The sequence below is a fragment of the Hungatella hominis genome (assembly GCF_014288005.1).
In the GTDB taxonomy this organism is placed as follows: domain Bacteria; phylum Bacillota; class Clostridia; order Lachnospirales; family Lachnospiraceae; genus Hungatella; species Hungatella effluvii.
This window is the reverse complement of the sequence record NZ_JACOPB010000002.1, coordinates 321,891-347,311: the sequence shown is the minus strand read 5'-3', so window position 1 is coordinate 347,311 and position 25,421 is coordinate 321,891. Positions and strand designations below refer to the sequence as shown.

Here is a 25,421-nt window from a genome sequence, read left to right as displayed (position 1 = left end):
AAACATACGCAATGCTGTACTAGCACAGCGTTGCAACGCTGTACCGGGATTCCCAGAAAGAGGAAGGTGGTTTATAAAATGAAAAAGAGCAAAGCAAGATTCTGGATATTTCTGGCCCCTGCATTGATTTCTTTTTCCCTGGTTGTTTTGATTCCAATGCTGATTGGCTTCTTTTACGCCTTTACAGACTGGAACGGAATCGTGGGAAGTGAAATTACATTCGTAGGCTTTCGGAATTTCATTGAAATATTTACGAGAGACAGTTCCTTCATGCACGCGTTTGGCTTTACTGCGCTGTTTTCCATTTGTGCGGTGGTGCTGGTCAATATCGTCGGATTCGCCCTGGCGCTTCTGGTGACGCAGAAGTTCCGCGGTGCGACGTTACTTCGCGGCATCTTCTTCATGCCGAACCTGATCGGCGGCCTGCTGTTGGGCTTTACCTGGCAGTTCATCTTCGTCTCTATCTTCGGAGCCATCTCCAAGGCGACCGGATGGCAGGCACTTAACGGATGGCTTGCCGACCCGGTCACCGGATTTGCGGGACTTCTGATTCTGACTGTATGGCAGTTATCCGGCTATATGATGATTGTGTATATCGCGCAGATTCAGCAGATTCCCGAGTCCGTGAAAGAGGCGGCCCGTATCGACGGCGCCGGTTACAAGGATATGTTAAAGAGCATTATCATGCCGCTTATGATGCCGGCTTTTACGATTGGCCTGTTCTTATCCATCTCCAACTCGTTTAAGATGTTTGATCAGAACCTGGCGCTGACTCAGGGCGGCCCTTATAAATCAACGGAAATGCTGGCGCTGAATATCTACAACTCCGCATTCGGGGCAAATGAGTTCGGATTTGCACAGGCAAAGGCAATTATTTTTATGATCGTGGTGGCAGCCATCGGTGTGACACAGCTGGTGCTCACAAAGCGGAAGGAGGTAGAGATGTAATGGCAGAGACGAAGAATGTAAAACGTGATTCCAAAGGTGCTCAGAGGATTATCATGGGAGCTGCCGGACTTTTTCTCGGCTGTCTGTTCCTGTTCCCGATCTATATTCTGGTTTTGAACTCATTTAAGAATACGAAGGGAATCTTCACCGATGTTATCGGATTCCCGAACGCGGCTACCTTTACACTGGTAAACTACCCGAACGCGTTTGAGGCGCTGGAGTACATCAGATCTTTTGTGAACTCCCTGACGATCACGGTGATTGCAACGGTTTTGATCCTGCTGATCTCGGCTATGGCGGCGTGGGTTTTAGTCCGGTATAAGACAAAGACCAGCAAGATCATCTTCTTCCTGTTCGCGGCCTCCATGCTGATCCCATTCCAGTGCGTGATGCTTCCGCTGGTGGGATTTGCCAGCCGCATCGGAATCATGAACCCACAGGGGCTGATCTTTATGTACATGGGCTTCGGCAGCAGCATGTCCATCGTTATGTTCCACAGCTTCATCAAGAACATTCCGGAGGAACTGGAGGAGGCAGCTACCATCGACGGATGCGGTTCCTTCCGGCTGTTTTTCTCCATCGTGATTCCGCTTATGAGAACGATTTTAATCACGGTTGCGGTGCTTAATGTGATGTGGATCTGGAACGATTATCTGCTTCCGTCCCTGATTATCAACAAGCCGGGCTGGCAGACACTTCCGCTGAAGACCTATCTCTTCTTTGGACAGTTTGCAAAGCGTTGGGATTTAGCGTCCGCAGGACTGATCATGTGTATCATACCAATTATCATCTTCTATCTGTGCTGTCAGAAGTATATTGTTAAGGGCATTACAGATGGCGCGATCAAATAAATAGTAACTCATTAAAAGGAGAGAATTATGGCGGCAGAATGGTGGAAAAAGGCAGTAGTCTACCAGATTTATCCCAGAAGCTTTAAGGACAGCAATGGAGACGGAATCGGGGATTTAAACGGCATCACGGAAAAGCTGGATTATCTAAAGAAACTGGGAGTGGATGTGATCTGGGTCAGCCCGATGTATTGTTCTCCCATGGATGATAACGGATATGATATCTCTGATTACTATAAGGTAGACCCGATGTTTGGCACAAATGACGACATGGACCGGCTTCTGGCCGAGGCGGGAAAAAAGGGCATGAAGGTGATCCTGGATCTGGTGGTCAACCACTGTTCCGACGAACACCAGTGGTTTGTAAAGGCGAAGCAGGACCCGGACTGTGAGGAAGCAGGATATTTCTACTTTAGAAAGAAAGAAGACGGCGGGGAGCCGAACAACTGGAGGTCCAATTTCGGCGGCTCCGTGTGGACGGAGCTTCCGGATGGACGGTGGTATTTCCATACGTTTTCAAAAAAACAGCCGGATTTGAACTGGGAAAACCCGAAGCTGCGGGAGAAAATCTATGAGATGATAAACTGGTGGCTGGAAAAGGGCGTGGCCGGATTCCGGGTGGATGCAATCACCTTCATCAAGAAAGACTTAACTTTTGCTTCCAGGGAGACGGAGGACGGTCTTCGCTACCCGATTGAAAACCTGACAGACTATCCGGGAATCGGGGATTTCCTGGCGGAAATGAAGGAGAAATGTTTCGACCTGCACGACTGTATGACCGTGGCGGAGGCACCGGGAGTGGGAGAGGAAACGTTCCGCAGATATGCCGGAGAACATGGATATTTCTCTATGATCTTTGATTTTACCTGGGAGAACATGGAAGGCGAGGCGGACAAATCTTCCGTGGAAGCCGTGGAACGGTGGAAAAAGAGGATTTTAAAGAGTCAGCGGTTTACCAGTGAGATTGGCTGGAACGGGCTGTTTCTGGAGAATCACGACCAATCCCGCTGCGTCAACAAATACCTGGAAAAGGATCAGATTGGATATGCAGGCGCTTCGGCCCTGGCGGTCATGTATTTCTATCTCTACGGGACCCCGTTTATCTATCAGGGGCAGGAGATCGGTATGACCAACGCGGTGTGGAACTCCATCGAAGAGATGGACGATGTGCGTGCAAAGGGAATGTACCGGGAGGCACTGGAGCAGAAGCAGGATCCACAGAAGGTCCTGGAATACTTCGGAGAGCTGGGCCGTGACAACGCGCGGACCCCGATGCAGTGGTGCGATGAAAAGAACGCCGGATTTACGGAGGGAACGCCGTGGCTGAAGGTAAATGAAAACTATCAGGACATCAACGTGAAAGAGCAGGAAGCACGCGGTGATTCCCTTCTGGCCTTTTACAGGAGGCTGACCGCGCTGCGCCATCAGGAACCGTATGCGTCCGTGTTTGCAAAAGGCACGGTCCGGCCGGTGATGGAAGAGCTGCCTGCGGTGATCGCCTATGAGAGAGAATGGAACGGGCGGACCGTAACTGTGGCTGTGAACTTTAAAAAGACGGAGCAGGAGATCCCGGCGATTCACGGGGCCTTGTCCGCGGCTGGGAATCCCACGGAAGGGACGTGCCTGCTGAGCAACGAGGGAGAGCCGGAACGGATTGGAGAGAGGTATTTGCTGAAGGCTTACCAGGCGGTGGTGTTCGATGGAAAAATGGTATAATCGAGCAGGCGTGGAATTACGTAAATCCGGCGAATATATTTCGGGGGTGCAGCGCTAGCTGCCGTCTTTTCTGAGCTAAAATCGAAAAAAGTGACAGGTGATTGCGAAAAATCACCTGTCACTTTTTTCGTTATAGAAAAGCCTGCTCTGTGAAACAAAAAAACTCTGTGAGTTCTGCACACCCCGTAAAAAATGTAGCTGCTGAAATATCCAGGCACCGATGCTGGAGTTTAAGTAAACCAGACTCTCTATTCATGCAAATGTAAAAAAATAATGGCTTTTGGTGGCAATATATTGTTATATTTGCATAAGAAAACAAGATTTTTACAAAAAAAATAGTGTTATAATAATAAAAAATAAAAGGAGGACCTGGAAATGAAGAGCTTTGAGCAGAAAATATTCCCGTATCTTTTACTGGCTCCGACCATGATTATCTTCGGCCTGTTTCTGTTTTTTCCGGCGCTGAACGGCCTGTGGATATCGCTGACGAAATGGGATGGCGTTAATCCCCAGGTATTTGTGGGAGTAAAAAACTATGTGACGCTTTTTGGAGATAAGAGCTTCTGGAACTCGTTTGTGAGGACGCTTATATTTACTCTGGTATCCGTCCCCTCGGTCTATGTGGCGGCCCTCGGACTGGCAGTTCTGCTGACTGGAGGGATTCGCGGAAGCAATTTCTTCCGGGCGGTGTTCTACTGGCCGACCATGATTTCCACGATCATCGTCGGACTCACCTGGCGTTTTTTGCTGGGAGAAGATTTCGGCCTGGTCAACTACCTGCTGACTGCGATGGACCGGTCTCCGGTTAAATGGCTGACTGATCCGAACAATGCCATGGGAGTCGTGATCTTTGTCACGGTCTGGAGCATGGCAGGCTACTACATGGTCATGTTCGTGTCGGGAATCAAGGCGATCTCTGAGACATACTACGAGGCGGCCCGAATCGACGGTGCAGGCGCGTGGCAGCAGTTTCGGTTCATCACGCTTCCCCTGCTGAAACCCACCAGCCTACTGGTACTGGTTTTATCTACGGTATCAATCATCAAGACGTATCCCCTCGTATATTCCCTGACCCAGGGCGGTCCGGCCGGGGCTACGAAATTCATGGTGCAGATGATCCAGGAGACGGGCTTCGAAAAGAATAAGATGGGCTATGCCAGTGCGATGACCATGGCGCTGTTTCTTATCCTGGCACTGTTTACGATTATTCAGTTCAAACTGAATCAGGGAGGTGAGCAGGATGCAGACTAAAACAAAGAAAATCTGTACAGAGGGGCTCAAATGGATTCTTCTTCTGGTTTTGACCTTTTTGTTTCTGATGCCGGTAGTCTGGGTGATCTGTTCTTCCTTTAAGAGCGTCGGCGAGCTGTTTTCCTGGCCGCCCAGCCTTCTGGGGAAGAATCCGTCTCTGGATAACTACACAAAGGCCATGGCGGAAGGCCGCTTTGGCATATACTTTTTCAACACGGTATTTGTCAGCCTTGTAGCCACATTTCTGACCATAGTGGTAAATGTGATGAGCGGCTATGCATTTGCCAAGTACCATTTCAAGGGGGACAAAATCCTGTTTGGAATCGTCCTTGCAACGCTGATGGTACCGCTGGAAGTCATTATGATCCCCATTTTCAAGGTGATCGTGGCGACTCATCTATACAATAATTTGTGGGGGCTTATCATTCCGGCGGTCGCATCCCCGACGGCAGTGTTCCTGGTGCGCCAGTACTATGTGGGGATTCCCGACGCCTATATGGAGGCGGCCCGAATCGACGGCGCGTCGGAGTTTAATATCCTCTTAAAGATCATGCTTCCCATGGCAAAGCCGGTCATATCGGTTCTCTGTATCTTCTCCTTCATGTGGAGATGGAACGACTATCTGTGGCCGAAGCTGGTAATTAACGGAAAGGAACGCTATACCATCCAGCTGGCCCTGGCCAACTATTCGGGTGAGTATTCTGTGGACTGGAACAGCCTTCTGGCCATGTCCGTGATCTCGATGATACCGGTGATCATTGTATTTGTAACGCTTCAGAAATATATTATCGGCGGCATGACTGCCGGAGGAGTAAAAGAATAAGAGGAGGGTCTGCTATGAAGTACTTGGAGTATCCGCTGTTTGCGGAAGGTTATGTCAACCGATTTCTGACCGCCGGTGTCTTCACGGAGGTTCAGCAGTTTGACAAGGTGAAGCTGCACGGCCGGGTGAATGAGTGGCTGAAAAAGGGATTTGCAATCCATGAAAATCCGTGCAGAAAAGAGTTTGTCAGGAAGAGGCAGGAGAATATGCCGGATTATCTGGAGCTTGACGGGGCCACAGACGGGAAAAATGTGGAGGTCTTCGGACAGAGGCGCCCGCTCATTCCGTACTTTCCGTTCGGCAACACGGGCGTGGATGGCTCTGGATTCTATTACTGCCCGACCTGGCTGCGCATGTACAGTTATGTGCTTCTGGAGGCGGAAAGGGACTGCGATGTGGAGTTTGAGCTGGAAACCTGCGGCGGTGTTACAATCTGGGTGGATGGGGCGTTTGTCACGGACTTTACCCCATTTACAAGGAACATGGTGAAGCAGACGACGGTCGTTTTGCCGCTTAAGGCGGGAAAAAACCGGCTTCTGGTCTGCCTCGATGATCTGGCGGAGCGGGACACGGACTACTATTTCCGCTTGAAACGCCTGGGAGACGCGGCGCTTACCATGCTGGTGCCGGTGAGGGATGAAGTGGATGCAGACGTGATCGGGCGGATGGAAAATATGCTGGATCAGATGTATTTCGATAAGGAAGCGTATATCAGTGAGACGGTGAAGCTAAATATATCGAATCCATTTTCCTCTCCTCTGCCTGTCGCGGTTGTGGTTGCTCCGGGTGAATTTATCGAGAAAATGGAGGGGCAGGAAGGTCTGGTGCGTACCTTCCGCTATGGACTGGAGCAGGATCAGAAGGTTCTGGAGCTTTTCGAGTCGGATGAGATCCCGCCGGGATACTGTTACTTTACGGCATGCGCAAACCATCAGGGGATTTCTCTGAAACGTAAGATTGGAAATCAGCTGGTTCGGAAAGAATTCTTAGAGTATCACGAGGCGGATTTAGAGGAGAGAAAGCGCCATATCCTGGAGGTGATCACAGAGTATGCGCCGGAAAATACATACAAGGCGGCTGCGCTTTTAAAGCTGGGCCGCGAGACGGAACGTGCGGAGCGGATCCTTCTCACGGAACTTCCCGGCGTGTGGGCGAGAAAGGACTGTTCGGACTTCCATTTTATTATCATGCTGTATATTTACCGTACATTTTATGAGCGTCTGTCACCGAAGATGCGGGAGGAGCTGGAGCTTGCCATGTGCGGCTTCCGGTACTGGATCGATGAGCCGGGAGATGACGTGATGTGGTTTTTCAGTGAGAATCACGCGCTTTTATTCCATTGCTGCCAGTACCTGGCGGGAAGCTGGCTTCCGGACAGAATCTTCACATGCAGCGGGAAAAACGGGCAGGAGGTGAGCGCCAGAGGCGAGGAGCTGCTTCGCGAGTGGTTTGAGGGCTTCTTCGAAGAATTTATCACCGAATGGAACTCCAACGCCTATATTCCGGTAGACGTGCTGGGCCTGGGCACACTCTATAATCTGACAGAGCCTGGAAGTGAGTTCCATCAGAAGGCTAAACGGGCTTTGGACATGATCTTCTATTCGCTCAGGGTGAATGCCCACAAGGGAGCCGTGATGACCAGCTTCGGCCGCTCCTACGAAAAGGAATTGAAGGGGAATTACAATGCCGGCACGACGTCTCTCCTCTATCTCGCCTATGGAGACGGGTATTTGAACCGTGCCTGCAATGGCTGTATTCCGCTGGCTCTCGGAGACTACGCGGCGCCGGAGGTGTTTAAGCCTTACGGAGCGTTAAAGAAGAATCAGGAACTGATATTTAGGAATACTCAAGGGTTTGAGAAGCATGTGAATCTCTATCTGTATAAGAACGCTTATGCCCTGCTCTCGACTGCGGTGGGATTCAAACCATTTCAGAAGGGGTATCAGGAGCATATTGTACAGGCGGTGATTGATGAACTGGCTCAGGTGTTTGTAAACCACCCGGGGGAGTCATTCCCATACGGCAGCGGCCGGCCTAACTTCTGGGCCGGGAATGGGAGCCTGCCTCTGGCAGTCCAGTACCGCAATACGGCGATTCTCCGGTATCGGATTGGCAGGGAGGAACGAATCGGCTATACTCATGCTTACATACCGCTCTCTGCGTTTAACCGGTATCTTGGGGAAGACGGCGTCATTGTCCTGGAAAAGGACGGCGCTTACATTGCGGTGAAGGCGATGAACGGGCTGACCATGCAGCAGGAAGGACCAAACTGTTTCCGGGAATTCATGAGTCAGGGCCGTGATAATGTGTGGGTTATCCGGGCGGGCCGTATGTACGAGTACGGCGATTTGGATGCGCTGCTTGCTGCGTTTAAGAAAATAGAGATCCGGACAGACGGGGAGGAGACTGTGGTAAGGGATGAAAGGGGAACGGAGTTCCTGACCGGCCCGGATTTCCTTATGAAAGTAAACGGAGATACGGTCTATGACTATCCGCTGGACGTGGAGGGCAAATTAAATCTGGAGGAATGCGATCGTGGTTGAGAAGCAGATTATGGAAGAAAAGCTGAATCTTGTATCTGACAAGATGATGATACTAAAAAATAATGGAATGAAGGAGAAATATCCGGTCAGCTTAATCGACATCAATTGTTGGGAATGGCCGCAGGGGGTGGGACTCTTCGGCCTTTACCGGTATTATGAGATGAGCCGGAAACCGGAACTGCTCGCATTCCTGACGGATTGGTATGACAGACGCATGGAGGAGGGGATCGTTGAAAAAAATGTGAATACGACTTCCCCCATGCTGACACTCACCTACCTTTATGAAATTACGAAAAAGGAGTCCTATCTCTCCTTTATTGGGGAATGGGCGGACTGGATCATGGAGGAAAAAGGTCTGATTCGGACCGGAGACGGCTGTTTTCAGCATATGATCACCGGCAATCCCAATGACTCGGAGATCCTGATCGACACACTGTTTATGGCGGTGCTGTTTCTGGCCAGGGCTGGCAGGCTCTTAAACCGGCCGGACTATATCGAGGAAGCAAAGTATCAGGTTTTGTGCCACATTAAATACCTTCTGAATAAAAATGAGGGGCTGTTTTACCATGGCTTTAATTTTAAGCGGAACGACAATTACGGCGGAATTCTCTGGGGGCGGGGAAATTGCTGGTATACGATTGTGGCAATGGAGCTGATCCAGGAAATTCCCATGGAGGAAGGGCTGAAACGCCATTTCCTTACGGTCTATGAAAATCAGGTGGAGGCACTGAAACGGTATGCAGATCCGGAAACTGGGCTGTGGCACACGGTGATCGACGACCCGGATAGCTACCTGGAACTCTCCGCCAGCGCGGCATTTTTAAGGGGTATTATGCAGGGTGTGAGGCTTGGAATTCTGAAGCGGGAAGCGTACGAGGGGCTCATAGAAAAGGCCGTGAAGGGGCTGCTGGACAACATCGACGATGACGGAACGGTGAAGAATGTATCTTATGGCACACCAATCGGGCTTGATAAGGAATTTTACAATAAAATTCCGTGCTGCCCCATGACGTATGGACAGGCACTTATGATACTGGCCCTTCAGGAGGCATTGACGGATTACTGGCATTAGAATGGAGGTTGTGACAATGAAAGAACGCGTATTTTTTGAAGAATTTGAATCTCTGTATTATTTTCATGGAAGTACACAAAACTGGTCGATGCAGGGCTTTCATTTTCACAACCAATATGAGATTATTCTGTTCTTAAGCGACGGGGCGCTGCTGGAAATTGGTGACCGCGTCTACCGTGTGATGAAGGGCGATCTGTTTTTTATTAACAACCGGGAATACCACCGCACCAGCGGGGCGGAGGGGCAGGAATACAACCGATACGTCCTGATGTTTGAACCGGAACTGCTGGAGCCGATGACAAAGGCGTTTGGCTATGACTTTACCATGTTTTTCGAGAACAGGGGGGATGATTTCGTCCACAAGCTCTATCTGGAGGGGGAAAATCTGAAGCGGGTGGAGCGGATGCTGGCCAGAATCGAAACGAATATAGGCAGCGGCAGCAGTGATGAAGCGTCTGTAAAGATCCGCCTCTCCATTTTGGAGCTGATTACCGCCATCAATGAGATGTATAAGTTTTTTACGAAGGAGAAACACACTGCCGCGGATCCGGAGGAACGGAAACGGAAAGGGGACGAGGAGATGTTCCGGGACCCGATTCTGTACCGGGAGCGGGTGGAACAGATCAAGAAATACATCGCGACTCACGTGGAGGAAAAACTGGACCTGGATGAGATTGCGGGAAAATTCTATATGAACCGTTATTACTTGAGCCATTATTTCAAAAAGGAGACCGGGTTTACGGTTCTGCAGTATGTGACGAACCAGAAAATTATTGCGGCCAAAGCGCTTTTGAAAAAGGGAACTTCGGTCACGGATGTGGCGCTGAAACTTTCTTACAACAGTGACAGCCACTTTATCTCAGTGTTTAAAAAGAATACGGGGATTACACCGAAAAAGTATGCACAGAACAAAAAGAACAATAATGTATGATATTTGAAAGGAGAAAATCTTATGAAGAAATGGTTATCAGTTCTGCTGGCAGGGGCTATGGTATTGGGGACGCTTTCCGGCTGTTCCGGCGGGGGCAAGAAGGCCGAAAATGAAGTAAAGACGTTGGATGTCGTCTGGTTCAGTGATGGAAAAGAGGGGGAATCCTTCATGAAACTGGCCGACAAATATATGGAGGAGCATCCGAATATCAAGATCGAGCTGATCGAAGTTCCGTATGCGGACCTCGAAAGCAAGATCAAAAACATGATCAACGGCAAGGAAGCTCCGGCGCTGGCCCGGCTTACGAATATCGGGCCGTTCCAGAACCAGCTGGTGGATTTGGGCGGATATGTGTCGGACAAGGATGCGTTCCAGAACAGCTTTGGCGAGGGGTTAAAGTTTATATTTGACGGAAAAATCCTGGCGGCGCCCATGGATGTAACGGCCAATGGATTAATTTATAACAAGACAGCGTTTGAAAAAGCCGGTGTGGCTGTACCGCAGTCAGAGGATGAGATCTGGACCTGGGATGAATGGAAGGAAGCCATGAAGACTGTGATGGATAAGAGCGACTGTAAATACGGACTGGTCTATGACAAGTCTCCGCAGCGTTTCACCACTCTGCTGTACGAGGCTGGAGGCAGCATGTTAAACAGCGATTTGACGGCGTCGAATTTCAATACAGATGAGACGAAGAGGGCGGTAAGCTTCTTTAAGGATCTGCACGACGAGGGAATTATCCCGACTTCTGTATGGCTGGGATCGGAAAATCCCAACAACCTGTTCCGTACCGGTCAGGTGGCCATGCATTTTGCAGGAAGCTGGATGATTGCAAACTATAAGGAAGAGATTACGGACTTCGACTGGGGCGTCACCTATCTGCCAAAGGAAGCGATCCGTTCCTCCGTACCGGGCGGCAAGTACCTGGCTGCTTTCCAGAATACCGGTGTGGAAAAGGAAGCTGCGGAATTCATTGAATGGATTTCCAAGGCGGAGAACAATGCGCAGTACTGCGTGGAAAACAGCTACTTATCTCAGGTTAAGGGCAATGAGAGCCTGGACTATGAATACGGAAAAGAATTCTTCACGATCTTCTCTCAGGAGCTGGCAGCTACAGGACCGCAGCCGGGTGCAGAGTGGGGCTACCAGGCATTTACCGGGGCGATTCAGAATGATTTGAGAGATAAGCTGATCGAGGTGCTGGCCGGCCAGCTGACGGTGGACCAGTATGCGGAAGATATGGATAAGCTGATTACGGATACGCTGGAGGAATTGAAATAGTTGGAAGAGGATGTCTGAGGGAAAAGAATAATAAACTGGGATCAAAGGAAATGGGTTTGTGAACCAGTGAGATGAGCTGCCGTACCGGATGAGGGGATCAGATGGGACGGCGGTTTTTTTTAGGGGGAAGAGGGGACTGATAGATACTGCGTATCTTATTATTATGAATGTTTTGATTTCTATTTATGATAGAAGACAAGAACATCCTTAAGGAGGGATTAAGGATACTGAAAGCGGCATAGAATAGAAAAAAGAAGTACCGTCGGAACGCCGGGAAGTACGCCTGTGGAGACAGAGGATGCGAAGTCGCAGAAGCAGGAATCACGCTGCTTTAGTGGCGTGAGGTTAAAAATAATTCAAGAACTTTCGTAAAATACCATATCTAAAACTTTAAAGGATAAGATTCAATATATCCAGATTGCTTGTTTGTCCGACCGCCTTAGCGAGGTGGTCGGACAAACATATAAAATATTTCTTCATTTCCTCCTTGCATTTCTAAAATATAATAATTAAATTTCCCCAAAGGATTTTAGAAGCGATAATTTGTAATATTTGACCGAAGACGAGGACGGTATCATTAAGTATAGTATTTTCGTCATTGACAACATTTAGACTATAAAAAATGGGAACAGCCTGTTGAATGATTGATAGAAACAAAATAGTTAAATAAAATATAATAACTATAAAAGCAAAAATAACAGCAAAAGTAAAAAATGATAAAAATATTTTTTTGATATAGTCAATGACGTTGCATTATGCAGATTTTACAAAATATATTTGTTGGTTTTGTTCAAAATAATGAAAAGCTAGATATTAAACTTAATTTAATAAATAATGTTGACAATGCCGTATAAGAAGCGTATATTAAAAAGCAGGAAGAGTATTGGAACTTCTAAGGAGTAAAAATTAAACTTAATTTAATGGAGGAGAAAGGCATGAGAAAAAAACTGATCGGATTATCAATCGCCACAGCACTTGGGATCATGAGTCTGACCGCATGCAAGAGCCAGCCGGCTGAAAACGCGAGCACCAATGGAGCCGCGGATACGACGGCCCAGGCAGAGGGAACGAAAGAGGAAGGCACGTCAAAAGAGGCGTCGGGGGATCGCGTTAAACTGGAAATATGGGACTGGTGGGGAGATGGTCAGTATAAATACGTAATTGAACAGCTCTGTCAGAACTTTAATGAGTCTCAGGATACATATGAGGTGGTGCATGTCAACTATCCATGGGGAGATGTGTGGACAAAGGCATTGGCAGCCACCGCAGCAGGGAATCCGCCTGACGTGATTATTCAGGATATCCGAACCGTTACGCACAGGGCGGAAGCGAAGCAGGCGACGGACTTGACAGATCTGATTGCAAAAGAGGGCGACGGTTTTACAGACCAGTTTTATCCCCAGCTGATGGATGCCATGATGTATGATGGACATGCCTATGGACTGCCTTACGTAACAGATACCAGAATTCTTTACTATGACAAGGATGCATTTGCGGAGGCGGGACTGGATCCGGAAGCACCGCCGGAAACATGGGCGCAGCTTGTGGAGTATGCCAGGAAGTTGGATGTGAAAAAGGACAACGGTTCCTATGAGCGCCTTGGATTCTTCCCGGGAACCCTGGAGTGGAATGCATGGGCATTTACCGCTGACGGAAAAGATTATACAGACGCAGACGGCAATGTCTACGTGAACACACCCGAAAAGGTAAAGATGTTTGAGAATATTTATAATGATTTTTACCAGTATTATGGAAAGAAAGAACTGGACAGTTTTTCGGCTGAATTTGGTAATGGTATGACGAATCCTTTCGTCGCCGGCAAAGTGGCGATGTGGGTGAATACACCGACCGAATTTACAAAGGTACGCGACTACGCACCGGATAAGAATTACGGTGTGGCCCTGCTTCCTGCACTGGAAGAAGGCGGCGAACAGTATTCCTGGGGCGGCGGTTTCTCGGTTGAGATCCCTTATGGAGCCAAGGATACAGAAGGTTCGTGGGAATTCGTAAAATTCATCACCAGCAAGGAGTCACAGATTTACTGGGCATCTGAAGTTTACGATACCGTAGCAAATATTGAAGCATCACAGGATCCGTCCCTGATGGAGATCCCTGTATTTAAGATGGCACTGGAGGCCATGCCGACCACAGTCGTTACTCAGGACCGTCTGACTGCACCAGGCGCCTCTGACATCGTGCTTCCGTATCTGGATGAGATCATTCTGGGTAACAAGACACCGCAGGAGGCACTTGACGAGGCTCAGGCTTCAGTTGAACAGTTGGTTCAGGACAGCAAATAACGGCGCTGGTAACTTTCTGTCACGGAGACAGGGGAAGACACAGGGGGTGTCAAATGACAAAGATAAAACACACCATGACGAAGCGTGAAAGCAGAGAGGCGCGAGCGGGCTGGCTGTTTATCAGTCCGTGGCTGATAGGCTTCCTCTGTCTGACAGGAGGACCATTGCTTTTTTCGCTGTATGCATCATTTACTAATTATAATATGACTTCCAGAATGGACTTTATTGGGCTTTCCAATTACATAAAGATGTTTACAAAGGATCCTGTATTCTGGAAGTCATTGGGAAATACACTTTACTACGTGGCGCTGGCAGTGCCCAGCTCCTGTATCTGTGCGATTTTTCTTGCGACGCTGCTGAACCAGAAGGTAAAGGGTACACCGCTGTTTCGGATGCTTTTTTACCTGCCTACCGTACTTTCTGGTGTGGCGGTATATCAGCTCTGGATGCAGCTGCTGGCGCCTCAGAGCGGACTGATCAATTCCGTGCTGCGGCTGGTGGGGATCGAAGGGCCTTCCTGGCTCTCCGATCCGGCCTGGACGAAACCGTCTTTGGTTATGATGCGGGTATGGGCGCTGGGAACCAGCATGCTGTTATACTTATCTTCTATGAATTCGGTTTCCAAGGATTTGTATGAAGCGGCCGATATTGACGGCGCCTCTTTTTTACAGAAATTCCGCAAGATTACACTGCCGCAGATTTCACCAATTATCTTTTTTGACATCATCACCAATATGACGGGGGCATTTCAGGTATTCCAGGAGGCGCTGGTCATGAGCAAGAACGGAAAGGGAGATCCGGCAGGGTCCCTTCTGTTCTATAATCTGCATATTTATCAGGAGGCATTTACCCATTACGACATGGGATATGCGTCGGCGATGGCATGGTTTTTGCTCCTGATTGTTATGTCGATAACTGTGGTCAATCTGATTGCATCAAAATACTGGGTACATACGGAAGAAGGTGAGACGTAATGGCTGCTGATACGAAAACAGGAAAAAGGGGCGGACTGACCAGCAGACGCAGGAAAAAGACAATCGTCAATGTGATCTGTTTCATTCTTCTGGCGGCCGCGTCCTTGACGGTGCTCATGCCCCTGTGGTTTATGGTGTCCACCGCCTTAAAGAGCATGGATGAGATATTTACGTATCCGATTACGTGGTATCCCCACGAGCCAATATGGAGCAACTTTAAGGATGCCTGGGTAAGCGCGGAATTTACCCGTTGGTTTTTCAATTCCGTATTTGTGGCGGCATTTGCCATTCTTGGCGGTGTTCTCGCTAATTCTCTGGTAGCCTACGGATTCGCAAAGATACGGTTTCCAGGCAGAAACATCATGTTCTCCATTATACTGGCGACGATGATGATTCCGGAATTTGTGACGATGATCCCCCAGTATGTCCTGTATGCGAAGCTGGGATGGGTCGGCACGTATCTGCCGCTTATTGTACCGCAGTTTATGGGATCAGCATATTTTATCTTTATGCTCCGGCAGTTTTACGCGGGGATTCCCAACTCGGTCATTGAGTCGGCGCAGATCGACGGCGCCTCCCATTTCCGGATCTGGAGAAGCATCATGCTTCCTATGGCCAAGCCTGCAATCATGACAGTGGTAGTACTCTCCTTTAACTGGAGCTGGAATGACTTTTTGAAGCCGCTGCTGTACTTGATGGATACGAAGACTTTCACCTTGCAGCTGGGGCTTAAGATATTTGTGAGCCAGTCCAATACCCAGTGGAACTACTTAATGGCGGCTTCCTGTATTGTTTTACTTCCGATTATTGTCGTTTTCATGTGCCTGCAGAGATACTTTACAGATGGCATGAATATTGGCGGAGCGGTAAAAGGTTAGTTTATTGATGCTGTTCACTCTGTTGAAGCCTTTGGCGAATTGAAATATCATTTGCCCTGAAGTATAATGGTACTATGAAATTCAGACAAATGAAAAAGGAAAAGGAAGAAATATGGCAGACCAGAATAATCAGGTACAGCTCAAGAATTTTAACAGAAGAACAGTGCTGGGTTACATCAGAAGGAACGGCACGGCTACGAAGGCAGGACTCGCCAGCGTTACCGGCCTGACGTTTATGGCGATCAAGAAGATCCTGGCAGAGCTCCAGGAACTGAATCTCATCCGTGACGGACAGATGGAATCGGGCGGCATGGGCAGAAAAGCAGTATCCTATGTGATCAATGAGAATTACCGCTACACCATAGGCATCCATATCAATAAATTTATTACCGGTATTGCCCTCTTAAATCTGCGGGGGCAGATTCTGGCCATCGAGCGGTATTCCATGGATAAGGAATTTGAGAATCAGAACGATTTTGTGACCATGCTGGTTGAGGCTGTGAACAGAGTGATAGAAAAATCCGGTGTAAAGCGGGACGATATTCTGGGGATTGGTGTAGGCGCTCCAGGTCCCTTGGACTGTGAAAGCGGCGTAATCCTGACTCCGCCCAATATGCCGATGCTGGATTACCTTCCTTTGAAGGAAACGCTGGAGGGAAGAACCGGTTTTCCCGTCTTTCTGAATAAAGATACGAATGTAATCGCATTTGCCGAGTACTGGTACAGAAATAACCGGGACTGCTCCAATCTCGCATATGTGGAAGTGGATATGGGAATCGGCAGCGGTATCATTATCGATGGAAAGCTGAACGTAGGCGCCAACTGTATCGCCGGTGAGTTCGGCCATATCACCATTGATTTAAACGGTCCGCTCTGCAACTGCGGGAACCGCGGATGCCTGGAGGCCATGAGCTCCGGCATTGCTGTACTGCGGATGCTGGGAGAACAGCTTGAGAATCAGAAGGACCACCCGCTTTACCATAAGAGGAATTCCCTGACGATTGAAGATGTGTTTGAGATGACGGACAAAAAGGATCTGCTCACCATTTCCATCTTAAACCGCTCCGCTTTCTATGTCGGAGTGGCGGTCAGCAATCTGATCAATACCTTTGATCCCGAGATGATTATTCTGGGCGGAATCCTGATACAGAAGTATCCCATGTATTTTAATATTGTCCAGGATGTGGCGAATCAGAGGAAGGTGAAGGGAGCAAAGGAAAACTTTATGGCGGTATCCGTATTAAGGGAAAATGCAGGTGTCATTGGAGCCGGCGAGATTGTGACGGATCACTTCTTCAATCAGTTTGTGAACGAAGTGTTCCATTAAAAAGAGAAGAAGAAGAAAAAAGGGGTTCTATGTTTAGCAGCAGAAAAATAACTCAGTGTGATCAGATAGAAGTGATTTGGGATGACAGAGTAGTTTTTCTGCTGTCTCTTTCTCCAGAGGAAGGGACGGCGGGAGAACTGCAGGAGACAGCAGCGGAAGATACGGTGCTTATTACGGTGCGGGCGGAAAAGGAGACGAGGGAGCCCTGTTTTGGACCACAGACATATTTTGATCCCCAGGAAGGCTTTGTATACCATATGGAGCTTCCAGAGACGGAACGTTTCCTTGCCGTCTATCAGCATAAGGACTGGTGGGTCAGACCCGCTTTTTTTTCGGACATAAGATCGCTTCCGGACAGGACGCAGCTCCTTCTGTTTCAGAATGGAGCCACGTATTTCGTCATTCTTTCCGTATGCGGGGAGAATTGCCGGACGGATTTATGTGGGGAGGAATCACACGAGGGAGATCATTCCTGGTCCGAGAACCGTTTGTCAGTCCGCATGGCGTCAAATGCGGGAAACAGAAACCGCATGGAAGACTTAAGTATGGTGCTTGCCGGAGGAACTGACCCGTATCTCTGCTGTGAGAGAGCGGTTAAGGCGGCTCTTAACAGGCTGGGGAGAGCTTCCATGTTCCGAAAAAACAGGAGGTTTCCAGAAAAACTGGATTCCTTTGGCTGGTGCACCTGGGATGCCTTTTACCACAAGGTCTCTCATGAAGGCGTGATGAAAAAAATGAGAGAGTTCCAGACGAAGCAGCTTCCGGTGAAGTGGGTGCTGATTGACGATGGGTGGCTTGACGCAGATTACGATAAAAAGGTGCTGTTTGATTTGGACGCAGATAAAGAGCGTTTTCCGGAGGGCTTGAAAGGCTGTGTAAAGGAGCTGAAGAAAATCTGGAAGGTGGACAGCGTGGGTGTCTGGCACGCCGTCATGGGCTATTGGAACGGTCTGGCCAGCGGTTCTCCGGCCGTCCGGAAACTGAAGATAGGTTCCAGGAGGGTGCCGGATGGGCGGATTCTTCCGGAACCGGATGCCGGAAAGGCATTTACCTTTTTTGAAACGTGGCATGAGTATTTAAAGAACCACTGCGGCATTGATTTTGTAAAGGTGGACGGACAAAGTGCAGTCTCGCTGGCTTACAAAGGGTTAGAGACGTATGGACATGCCTCCCGGGAGATTCAGAAAGGGCTGAACGCATCGGCGGCGCTTTATTTTGACAACTGTATCATCAACTGTATGGGGATGGCCTGTGAGGATATGTGGAACCGTCCCAGCAGCGCCGTAGCCAGAAGCAGCGACGACTTCGTCCCGGAGGTACTTCACGGTTTCCGGGAACACGCGGTACAGAACAGCTATAATTCACTTCTTCAGGGTCAGTTTTTCTGGGGAGACTGGGATATGTTTTTCAGCAGCCATGAGGAAAACTGGCAGAATTCCATTCTCCGCGCGGTAAGCGGAGGCCCGGTCTATGTGAGCGACCGGGTGGGAGAGACGGATCCGGACTATATCCGGCCCCTTATCACAGGAGGAGGGCGTGTGATCCGGTGTGAGGACGTGGGGATGCCTACGACGGACTGTCTGTTTGAAAACCCGGCAGACACGCTGCGGCCGCTTAAGATATTTAACCGGTACGGAGAAAACTATGTGATTGGCGCCTTCCATATCTGCGGAAAAGAAGAAATCTGCCAGGGGAAGCTTGATAAGACTGACATTCCGGCACTTTCTGGACGAAACTGGCTGGTATACGATTATAAAGCGAGGACGGTATGCAGACTGGGAGATGCCGGGATAAGCTTTTTGCTGCCGGAAGGCGGGGCGAATCTGTTCCTGCTCGTTCCGGACTGCGGCCGGGGCAGGCTGATCGGAATACTGGAAAAGTATATTTCCTGTGGCGGCCTCCGAATCCTGCGCGAAGAGGAATGCCGTGTGACTGCGCTCGTTTGTGAGGCCGGCACGCTTGGCTTTGCAGCGGATCAGGGACCGTACCGGGTGCGGATTGACGGCAGGGAATGTGAGGCGGTCTGCCGGGGCGGGATGCTCTGGACGGTTCAGTGTGAAAAAGTGGACTGCCTGGTGGAGATAGAGTGGTATGGGAAAGGTGAGGTTGTGTGATGATATCTTTGGGAATTGATATAGGGACCACTTCGATCTGTGCGGTTCTCTATGATCTGACAGAAGATAAAATAATGAGGAGTGTAAGTGCACCTAATTCCTTTGTAAATACAGGAAGCTATCTTCAGGATCCGGATAGAATTGTATCGGTGGTAAAAGAGTTATATAAAGAATTGATGATGGAATTAAAGCTGTGGACCGGGGAACGTGGAACAAGAAAAGATATGACGCTGGCCGGAGTGGGAATATCCAGTCAGATGCATGGTATTTTGTATACAGACAGTATGGGGAAGGCGGCAACCCCGCTTTACACCTGGAAAAATGAAGACGGGAATAAGGAGTACCGTGATGGCCTGACCTATGCCCGTTATCTGACGAAGAAGGTGGGACTGCCCTTTTATACGGGGTATGGGAGTGTCACACATTTTTACCTTCAGGAGACCGGACAGATTCCGGATAACGCGGCCGCATTTGTTGGGATTGGAGATTATCTGGCCATGCAATTAACCGGAAGCCGAAAGGCGGTCGTTCATAAGACGATGGCGGCCAGCTTCGGTGGCTGTCACCTGGAGGACGGCCGGTTTGAGCTGGAAAAACTTGCAGCAGCCGGCGTGGATATTTCCTATTATCCCGTTGTTGCAGGGGCGAAAGATCTGACTGCCGGATCTATGAAAGTGGAGAGTGAGACGGATTTACCGGGCGGGGGTCGTGCTGTGCCAGAATCGGTTCCGGTGCTTTATGCGGTAGGGGACAATCAGGCCAGCTTCCTGGGGGCTGTCAGGGATCAGGAGCATAGCGTCAGCATCAATGTGGGAACCGGCTCTCAGGTGTCCGTTTACAGCAGAGAATTTAATCCTATAGCGGGAAATGATATACGCCCCTGGATTGGAGACGGATATTTATATGTGGGTGCCTCTTTAAATGGAGGAAAAGTGTACGAGCGTCTGGCTGCATTTTTTGCGGAAGTCTGCGAGAAATTTACGGGACAGAAGACCGATACCTACAAGATGATGGAACACCTGGCGGTGAAGAAAAAAGAGACCGGACTGCGCGCGGTACCGACTCTTTATGGAAGCAGGAAAGAGACGGAATCGGGGCAGGAAGCGGGAATCTACGGGTTAAACCCGGATAATTTCCATCCGGAAGACTTCATCCGCAGCTTTACGGCGGGTATGGCCCGTGAGCTGTTCTCCCTATACAGCACATTTCCGGACATGGTATGTGTGGGGAAGACGCAGATTGTAGCGTCCGGCAATGGGATTCGGAAAAATACGCTTTTGAGGGAAGATGTGGAACGTGTATTCGGTTTGCCGGTTATTTTTACGGATCGGGAAGAAGAGGCGGCGTCCGGCGCGGCGCTGTACGTCCGCCGCGCGGTCATTGAGGGGGGAGCAGAATGCAGATAATTGCAGGAATTGATATTGGAGGAACGAAGAGCGCCGTCTCCTTTGCCCGTTATGCGGACGGAGGAATCGAGATCCTGGATAAGGTGAAAAGGCCTACGAAGACAGATGATTACAGGTCAGCTTTTGAAGAGTACATCGGAATTATCCAGACACAGTTAAAAACGAATCCGGACTGGCGGCTCTGTTCCATCGGTATTTCGTGCGGAGGGCCGCTGGACGCGGAAAAAGGAGTCATCATGGCGCCTCCTAATTTGCCCAAATGGGATAACGCAGATATTTTTACACCCTTACAAAACGCATTCCGCGTTCCGGTTATGCTGCAGAACGACGCGGATGCGTGTGCGCTGGCAGAGTGGAGGCTTGGTGCGGGAAAAGGGACGAAAAATATGGTGTTTTTAACCTTTGGAACCGGAATGGGAGCGGGTATGATCTTAAATGGCCAGTTGTATCAGGGATCCACCTGTATGGCGGGCGAGGTGGGGCATATCCGGCTGGAAAAGGACGGGCCCTATGGGTATGGAAAAAATGGTTCCTTTGAGGGCTTTTGCAGCGGCGGAGGAATCGCCAATTTAGGAAGAATGAAGGCGAAGGAAGCCCTGGAACATGGCATTGTCCCCTCCTTCTGCAAATCAATGGACAGGCTGTCTGAAGTGGACTGTAAGAAAATCGGCAGGGCACTGGAGGAAGGTGATGCCACGGCCAGGGAGATATTTGATATCGTGGCGGAGTATTTAGGGAGAGGCATTTCTATCCTGATCGATATTTTAAATCCGGATATGATCGTACTGGGCAGTATTTACGCCAGACAGAAGGACGCTCTGGAGCCGGGAATGCAGGCCGTAATTGCCAGGGAAGCCCTGGCCGCCTCGGGAAGAGTCTGCAAGATTGTACCGGCCACCCTGGGAGAGATGATTGGGGACTACGCGGCTGTTTCGGTAGGAATGAAAGCCTACGATGACTTTTACAGATAAGGAAATGATACGATGAAAAATAAAATTATGCTGATTACATACGCCGACAGCTTCGGTAAGAACTTAAAAGAGATGAAGGGAGTGATAGACCGGTATTTCAGAAGGGAGATTCATTCCATTCATATTCTGCCCTTCTTCCCTTCCTCCGGAGACCGGGGATTCGCACCGATCAATTACCGGGAGGTGGATAAAGCCTTTGGTACCTGGGAGGACATAAAGGATATTGCCGGTGATTACGAATTGATGTTTGACTTCATGATCAACCATCTGTCCAGGAGAAGTCCGGAATTTCTTAATTTTGTTGAAAAACATGACGAATCGGAATATGCGGATATGTTTCTGCGTTTCTGTAAGTTCTGGCCGGGCGGGGAGCCAACGGAGGCAGAAGTGGACTTACTCAATAAACGGAAGCCGTGCGCACCCTGTGAAGAAATCACATTTCGGGACGGGACCACGGAAAAGATCTGGTGTACCTTTGATGAGGAACAGATGGATCTGGATCTGCAAAACGAAGCGGCCTGGAATTACGTGGAAAGCACGCTGCGTTTTCTGATGGACCAGGGGCTCTCCCAGCTGCGGCTGGACGCATTTGCCTTTGCCACGAAAAAGGTGGGAACCACCTGCTTTTTCCTGGAGCCTGAGATATGGGAGATGATGGATCGGATTCAGCGTGTGCTGGATGAGAAGGGGATCCCCATGCTGCCGGAGATTCATGACCATTATACCGTGCAGCTTAAAATTGCAGAACATGGCTATGCAGTTTACGATTTTGTCCTGCCAGTCATGGTGCTCCATACTCTCTTTTCAGGCAGCAGCGCCAGACTCAGGCACTGGCTTTCCATCTGTCCCAGAAATCAGCAGACGACGCTGGATACCCATGACGGGCTGGGAACCGTGGATGTCGTGGATTTACTCTCCCCGGAGGAGCTTCAGGCCGTGGTCCGTCAGACTGAACAGTATGGGGCTAATTTTAAATGGGATTACAGCAGCGGAAATAGCGGCGAAAAGGTGGTGTATCAGATTAACTGCTCCTACTATTCAGCGGTGGGGGAGCGGGATGACAGCTACCTTTTGTCCCGGGCAATTCAGTTTTTTACACCGGGGATTCCTCAGGTTTACTATATGGGGCTTCTGGCAGGGGAAAATGATTATGAGCTGATGGAGCGAACCAACTATGACCGGAACATCAGCAGACATAATTATACAATAGAAGAGATTGACCGGCTGGTGGAGAAGCCGGTCGTAAAGAATCTGTGTGTAATGATGCAGTTCCGAAATGAATATCCCGTGTTTGACGGAGAGATGACGGTTCACGATGCACCGGACGAGCATCTGTGGATTTCCTGGAAGGAGGGGCAGTACCGGGCGGACTTAAAGGCGAACCTTAAGGATCATTCCTTTGTGATCACCTATCTGGACCATGAGGGCGTGGAGAAGATACTGGATCTAAATGTCTGCTAATCGGTGGAGAGAGACCACCTATCTGATAACCGGCAATACGCTGGAGGCGGTAAAACGGTCTGTATGTCTGGCACAACAGGGAAAAGCGGTTCTGCTGGCGGTGGAGGAGACGTTTCTGGCCGCAGATATAGGCAGTTTTTTAAACTGTGAAAGCAGGGCGGAATGGAGGGCATTTTTCCAGGATTCGCTGTGGGAGAACGGTTATCTGCATCCGGATGGATATAAAAAGTATCTGGAGCAGTTATGCCGCGAACAGGGAGCGGCCTTCTTATACGGATTATATTTTGTGGATGCGGTCCCTGTGGAGAAGGAGGGCATCGAGGTAAGGTTTGCCTCCAAGGGAGGGCTGTATGGAGTCCGGTGCCAATATCATGAGGCCTATGGACTGGCGAAGGATTCGGAAAAGACCGCTTATGCCGCCTGGATAACCGATGAGACTACCGGTGAAAACCGAATCCTGAAGGCGCCGTTTCGCTGGAATCCGGTGAAAACGGAAGCGGAGAATCTGCTCGCCGGACGAAGAGAACTTCTCCAGGCCTTTGGACGGTCAAAGGCGGAAAATCCGGCGCTCAATCTGGGGCGGTTTGCTTTGCGGGCGGGAGACGGCTTCCTTGCCAGTACAAAGCTGACAAGGACACATTTTGACGTGATCATAGCAGGAGGCGGCACTGCCGGAGCCATGGCGGCCCTGTATGCCGCCCGGGGCGGTGCAGAGACGGTTCTGATCGAACCGCAGTACGACCTGGGAGGAACCTCCACATTAGGAGGCGTCAGTACCTACTGGTTTGGAAACCGTTACAGAGATATGGAAGAAATTGATCGGGAGACGGACCGGATCGAGCGTAAGCTTGGAATCAGGAGAGGACCAGGGCTGTGGAGTGAGTATGACGATTTTCATGCGGGAGTCAGGGGATACGTACTGCTGAAGCTGTGTCTTGACGCTGGTGTGGCCGTGGTATTCGGGCAGATTGCCTATGATGTGGTGAAAGAGGGGAAACGCGTATGCGGCGTAAAAACCGCGGGGCATGCGGGAAAACAGACTCTGTGTGGGGCGCTGGTCATCGATGCGACCGGTGATGGGGATCTGGCGTATTATGCCGGAGCGAAGACGGTCTACGGCTCCGGCCGTGACTGTTTTACTTATTGGGCTTCTCTGGCTCAATACACGGGAACAGACGGATACCGGAATAATTTTTCGTCTATGGTGATTGCAGCTGACCCGGAGGACATGACCCGGTTTACCGTTCTTGGAAGGCTGAGAGGGGAAGGGATGTTTGACCATGGGGCTTATGTGAGTATGCGTGAGAGCCGCCATATCATAGGGGAAAAAGTAATCGATCTGCGTGATTTATGCATGTTCCGGACGTATGACGACGGTATCTGCACCTTCTTTTCCAACTTTGATCCAAAAGGAAAGCTGGATGCAGATATGGTATACTGCGGCTACCTTCCGCCTCAGGTGAAAATGCAGCTTCCCTTAAGGGCGCTGATCCCGATGCACCTGGAGGGTTTTGTCCTGGAGGGCTTGTATGTGGCGGGAAAGGCAGTCTCCGCTACTCACAACGCTTTTCCCGGGCTGCGTATGCAGCCGGACCTGATGCATCAGGGGGCGGTATTGGGGCTGCTTGCGGCCAGGGCGGTATTTGAAGGCTGTCTGATTGAAGAGCTCCCCACTCCGCAGAGGAGAGAATGGATCAGGGAGACGACGGGAGACAAGCTGACTCTTCCCGGGAAACTCCGGTATCCATGTGACGGCGGAGACAATCCTGACTTTACATTTTATGCGGAACAGGTAACGGGAGACAGCCGCACACACTGGATTGATGTTCCATTTACGTATGAAGAGACGGAGATAAGTCCTCTTCTGGCTCTTGCGTGCGGTGAGAGTGATAGGGTACTGCCCTGTATCCGGAAGCGGATACAGGAACTGGAAGAGAAGGAAAACGGGCGGAACCGTGAAACACTGGCGGCTCTGAAACGGATGGCTCTGTTTCATGGCTGCGGGGATGATATGGAAGAGATTCAGCAGACTATTATGAGAAAGATAAAGGAGACTGCTCCCTGTCTGCCGATGAGAGAAGGATCTGTGATGTGTGCACAGCTTCTGCCGGATCATGGGGTAATGCCGGAGCTTGTATATGACTTAAATCTGCTGTCATGGGGGACTGGATTTTCCATGGAACCATTTTGCCTGGTGTTTGAAGCGCTGAAAAAGGAAGAACGGGATTACATGGATATCAGAAAAGGGACGTATTCCTATCTGGAATGCTTTGCCTATGCGGCCGAGAGAAGCGGCCGTACGGAATTCATCCCTCTGCTGAGGAAACTGACGGAACTGCCTGAATTTGAAGAAGCGCTGCGGGAAGAAAATCAGGTATCGCTGCTGGCGGAACGTCTTCAGACACTGCTGCTCCTGCTTTACCGGGTGTTAGCCGGGCTGGGAGCGGAAGAGGGGATAAAAGGCCTGGAGCAGTTGAGCACGGTTCGCTGTCTGGCGATCCGCAAATCTGCGGAGATGGGACGGAAAGCCGTAAAAGAAGGGACTTTCGACAGAACAGAAAAAACATGGTGAGTGTG

General features: G+C 49.8%; 18 protein-coding genes. All 18 read left to right on the top strand.

Translation table 11 applies throughout. The features are described from left to right. The first annotated feature begins 78 nt into the window (after positions 1–78). A complete protein-coding gene (locus tag H8S75_RS05840; protein ID WP_055653599.1) occupies positions 79–948 on the top strand; it encodes a carbohydrate ABC transporter permease in 870 nt (289 codons plus the stop codon). Then, a complete protein-coding gene (locus H8S75_RS05835; protein ID WP_055653600.1) occupies positions 948–1,799 on the top strand; it encodes a carbohydrate ABC transporter permease in 852 nt (283 codons plus the stop codon). The genes H8S75_RS05840 and H8S75_RS05835 overlap by 1 nt, the downstream gene beginning before the upstream one ends. A 27-nt stretch (positions 1,800–1,826) precedes the next feature. Next, entirely contained in the window at positions 1,827–3,512 is a 1,686-nt protein-coding gene (locus H8S75_RS05830) for an alpha-glucosidase (protein WP_187020028.1), read from the top strand. A gap of 375 nt (positions 3,513–3,887) precedes the next feature. After that, positions 3,888–4,763, top strand: a complete 876-nt coding sequence (locus tag H8S75_RS05825) for a carbohydrate ABC transporter permease (RefSeq protein ID WP_002604639.1) — start codon at positions 3,888–3,890, stop codon at positions 4,761–4,763. Beyond that, positions 4,753–5,586: a carbohydrate ABC transporter permease gene (locus H8S75_RS05820; protein WP_187020026.1), complete on the top strand. Its 834-nt coding sequence runs from the start codon at positions 4,753–4,755 to the stop codon at positions 5,584–5,586. The genes H8S75_RS05825 and H8S75_RS05820 overlap by 11 nt, the downstream gene beginning before the upstream one ends. Positions 5,587–5,600: 14 nt before the next feature. Continuing rightward, positions 5,601–8,129, top strand: a complete 2,529-nt coding sequence (locus H8S75_RS05815) for a hypothetical protein (protein WP_187020025.1) — start codon at positions 5,601–5,603, stop codon at positions 8,127–8,129. Then, positions 8,122–9,201, top strand: coding sequence for a glycoside hydrolase family 88/105 protein (locus H8S75_RS05810; RefSeq protein ID WP_187020023.1), 1,080 nt, complete (start codon positions 8,122–8,124; stop codon positions 9,199–9,201). Before H8S75_RS05815 ends, H8S75_RS05810 begins: the two co-directional genes overlap by 8 nt. Positions 9,202–9,217: 16 nt before the next feature. Then, complete coding sequence (locus H8S75_RS05805) at positions 9,218–10,132, top strand: AraC family transcriptional regulator (protein ID WP_187020021.1); 915 nt, start codon at positions 9,218–9,220, stop codon at positions 10,130–10,132. A gap of 21 nt (positions 10,133–10,153) precedes the next feature. Then, positions 10,154–11,413 carry an ABC transporter substrate-binding protein gene (locus H8S75_RS05800; RefSeq protein ID WP_187020020.1) on the top strand — a complete coding sequence of 420 codons (1,260 nt, stop codon included), beginning with the start codon at positions 10,154–10,156 and terminating at the stop codon, positions 11,411–11,413. A 935-nt stretch (positions 11,414–12,348) separates the two neighbouring features. Then, positions 12,349–13,713, top strand: a complete 1,365-nt coding sequence (locus H8S75_RS05795) for an ABC transporter substrate-binding protein (RefSeq protein WP_187020018.1) — start codon at positions 12,349–12,351, stop codon at positions 13,711–13,713. A 53-nt stretch (positions 13,714–13,766) separates the two neighbouring features. Beyond that, positions 13,767–14,687: a carbohydrate ABC transporter permease gene (locus tag H8S75_RS05790; RefSeq protein ID WP_187020016.1), complete on the top strand. Its 921-nt coding sequence runs from the start codon at positions 13,767–13,769 to the stop codon at positions 14,685–14,687. Next, positions 14,687–15,565, top strand: a complete 879-nt coding sequence (locus tag H8S75_RS05785) for a carbohydrate ABC transporter permease (RefSeq protein ID WP_187020015.1) — start codon at positions 14,687–14,689, stop codon at positions 15,563–15,565. The genes H8S75_RS05790 and H8S75_RS05785 overlap by 1 nt, the downstream gene beginning before the upstream one ends. A gap of 112 nt (positions 15,566–15,677) precedes the next feature. Then, complete coding sequence (locus H8S75_RS05780; RefSeq protein WP_187020013.1) at positions 15,678–16,892, top strand: ROK family transcriptional regulator; 1,215 nt, start codon at positions 15,678–15,680, stop codon at positions 16,890–16,892. A gap of 29 nt (positions 16,893–16,921) precedes the next feature. After that, positions 16,922–19,006 carry a Sip1-related alpha-galactosidase gene (locus H8S75_RS05775; protein WP_187020012.1) on the top strand — a complete coding sequence of 695 codons (2,085 nt, stop codon included), beginning with the start codon at positions 16,922–16,924 and terminating at the stop codon, positions 19,004–19,006. Then, positions 19,006–20,412 carry a sedoheptulokinase gene (locus H8S75_RS05770; protein ID WP_187020010.1) on the top strand — a complete coding sequence of 469 codons (1,407 nt, stop codon included), beginning with the start codon at positions 19,006–19,008 and terminating at the stop codon, positions 20,410–20,412. The genes H8S75_RS05775 and H8S75_RS05770 overlap by 1 nt, the downstream gene beginning before the upstream one ends. Beyond that, positions 20,403–21,383, top strand: coding sequence for an ROK family protein (locus H8S75_RS05765; RefSeq protein ID WP_187020008.1), 981 nt, complete (start codon positions 20,403–20,405; stop codon positions 21,381–21,383). Before H8S75_RS05770 ends, H8S75_RS05765 begins: the two co-directional genes overlap by 10 nt. 12 nt (positions 21,384–21,395) lie before the next feature. Beyond that, the gene (gene gtfA / locus H8S75_RS05760; RefSeq protein WP_187020007.1) at positions 21,396–22,844 is read left to right on the top strand and encodes a sucrose phosphorylase; all 1,449 of its coding nucleotides are present in this window, start codon (positions 21,396–21,398) and stop codon (positions 22,842–22,844) included. Further along, complete coding sequence (locus H8S75_RS05755) at positions 22,834–25,416, top strand: FAD-dependent oxidoreductase (RefSeq protein WP_187020005.1); 2,583 nt, start codon at positions 22,834–22,836, stop codon at positions 25,414–25,416. Before gtfA ends, H8S75_RS05755 begins: the two co-directional genes overlap by 11 nt. Positions 25,417–25,421 lie beyond the last annotated feature (5 nt).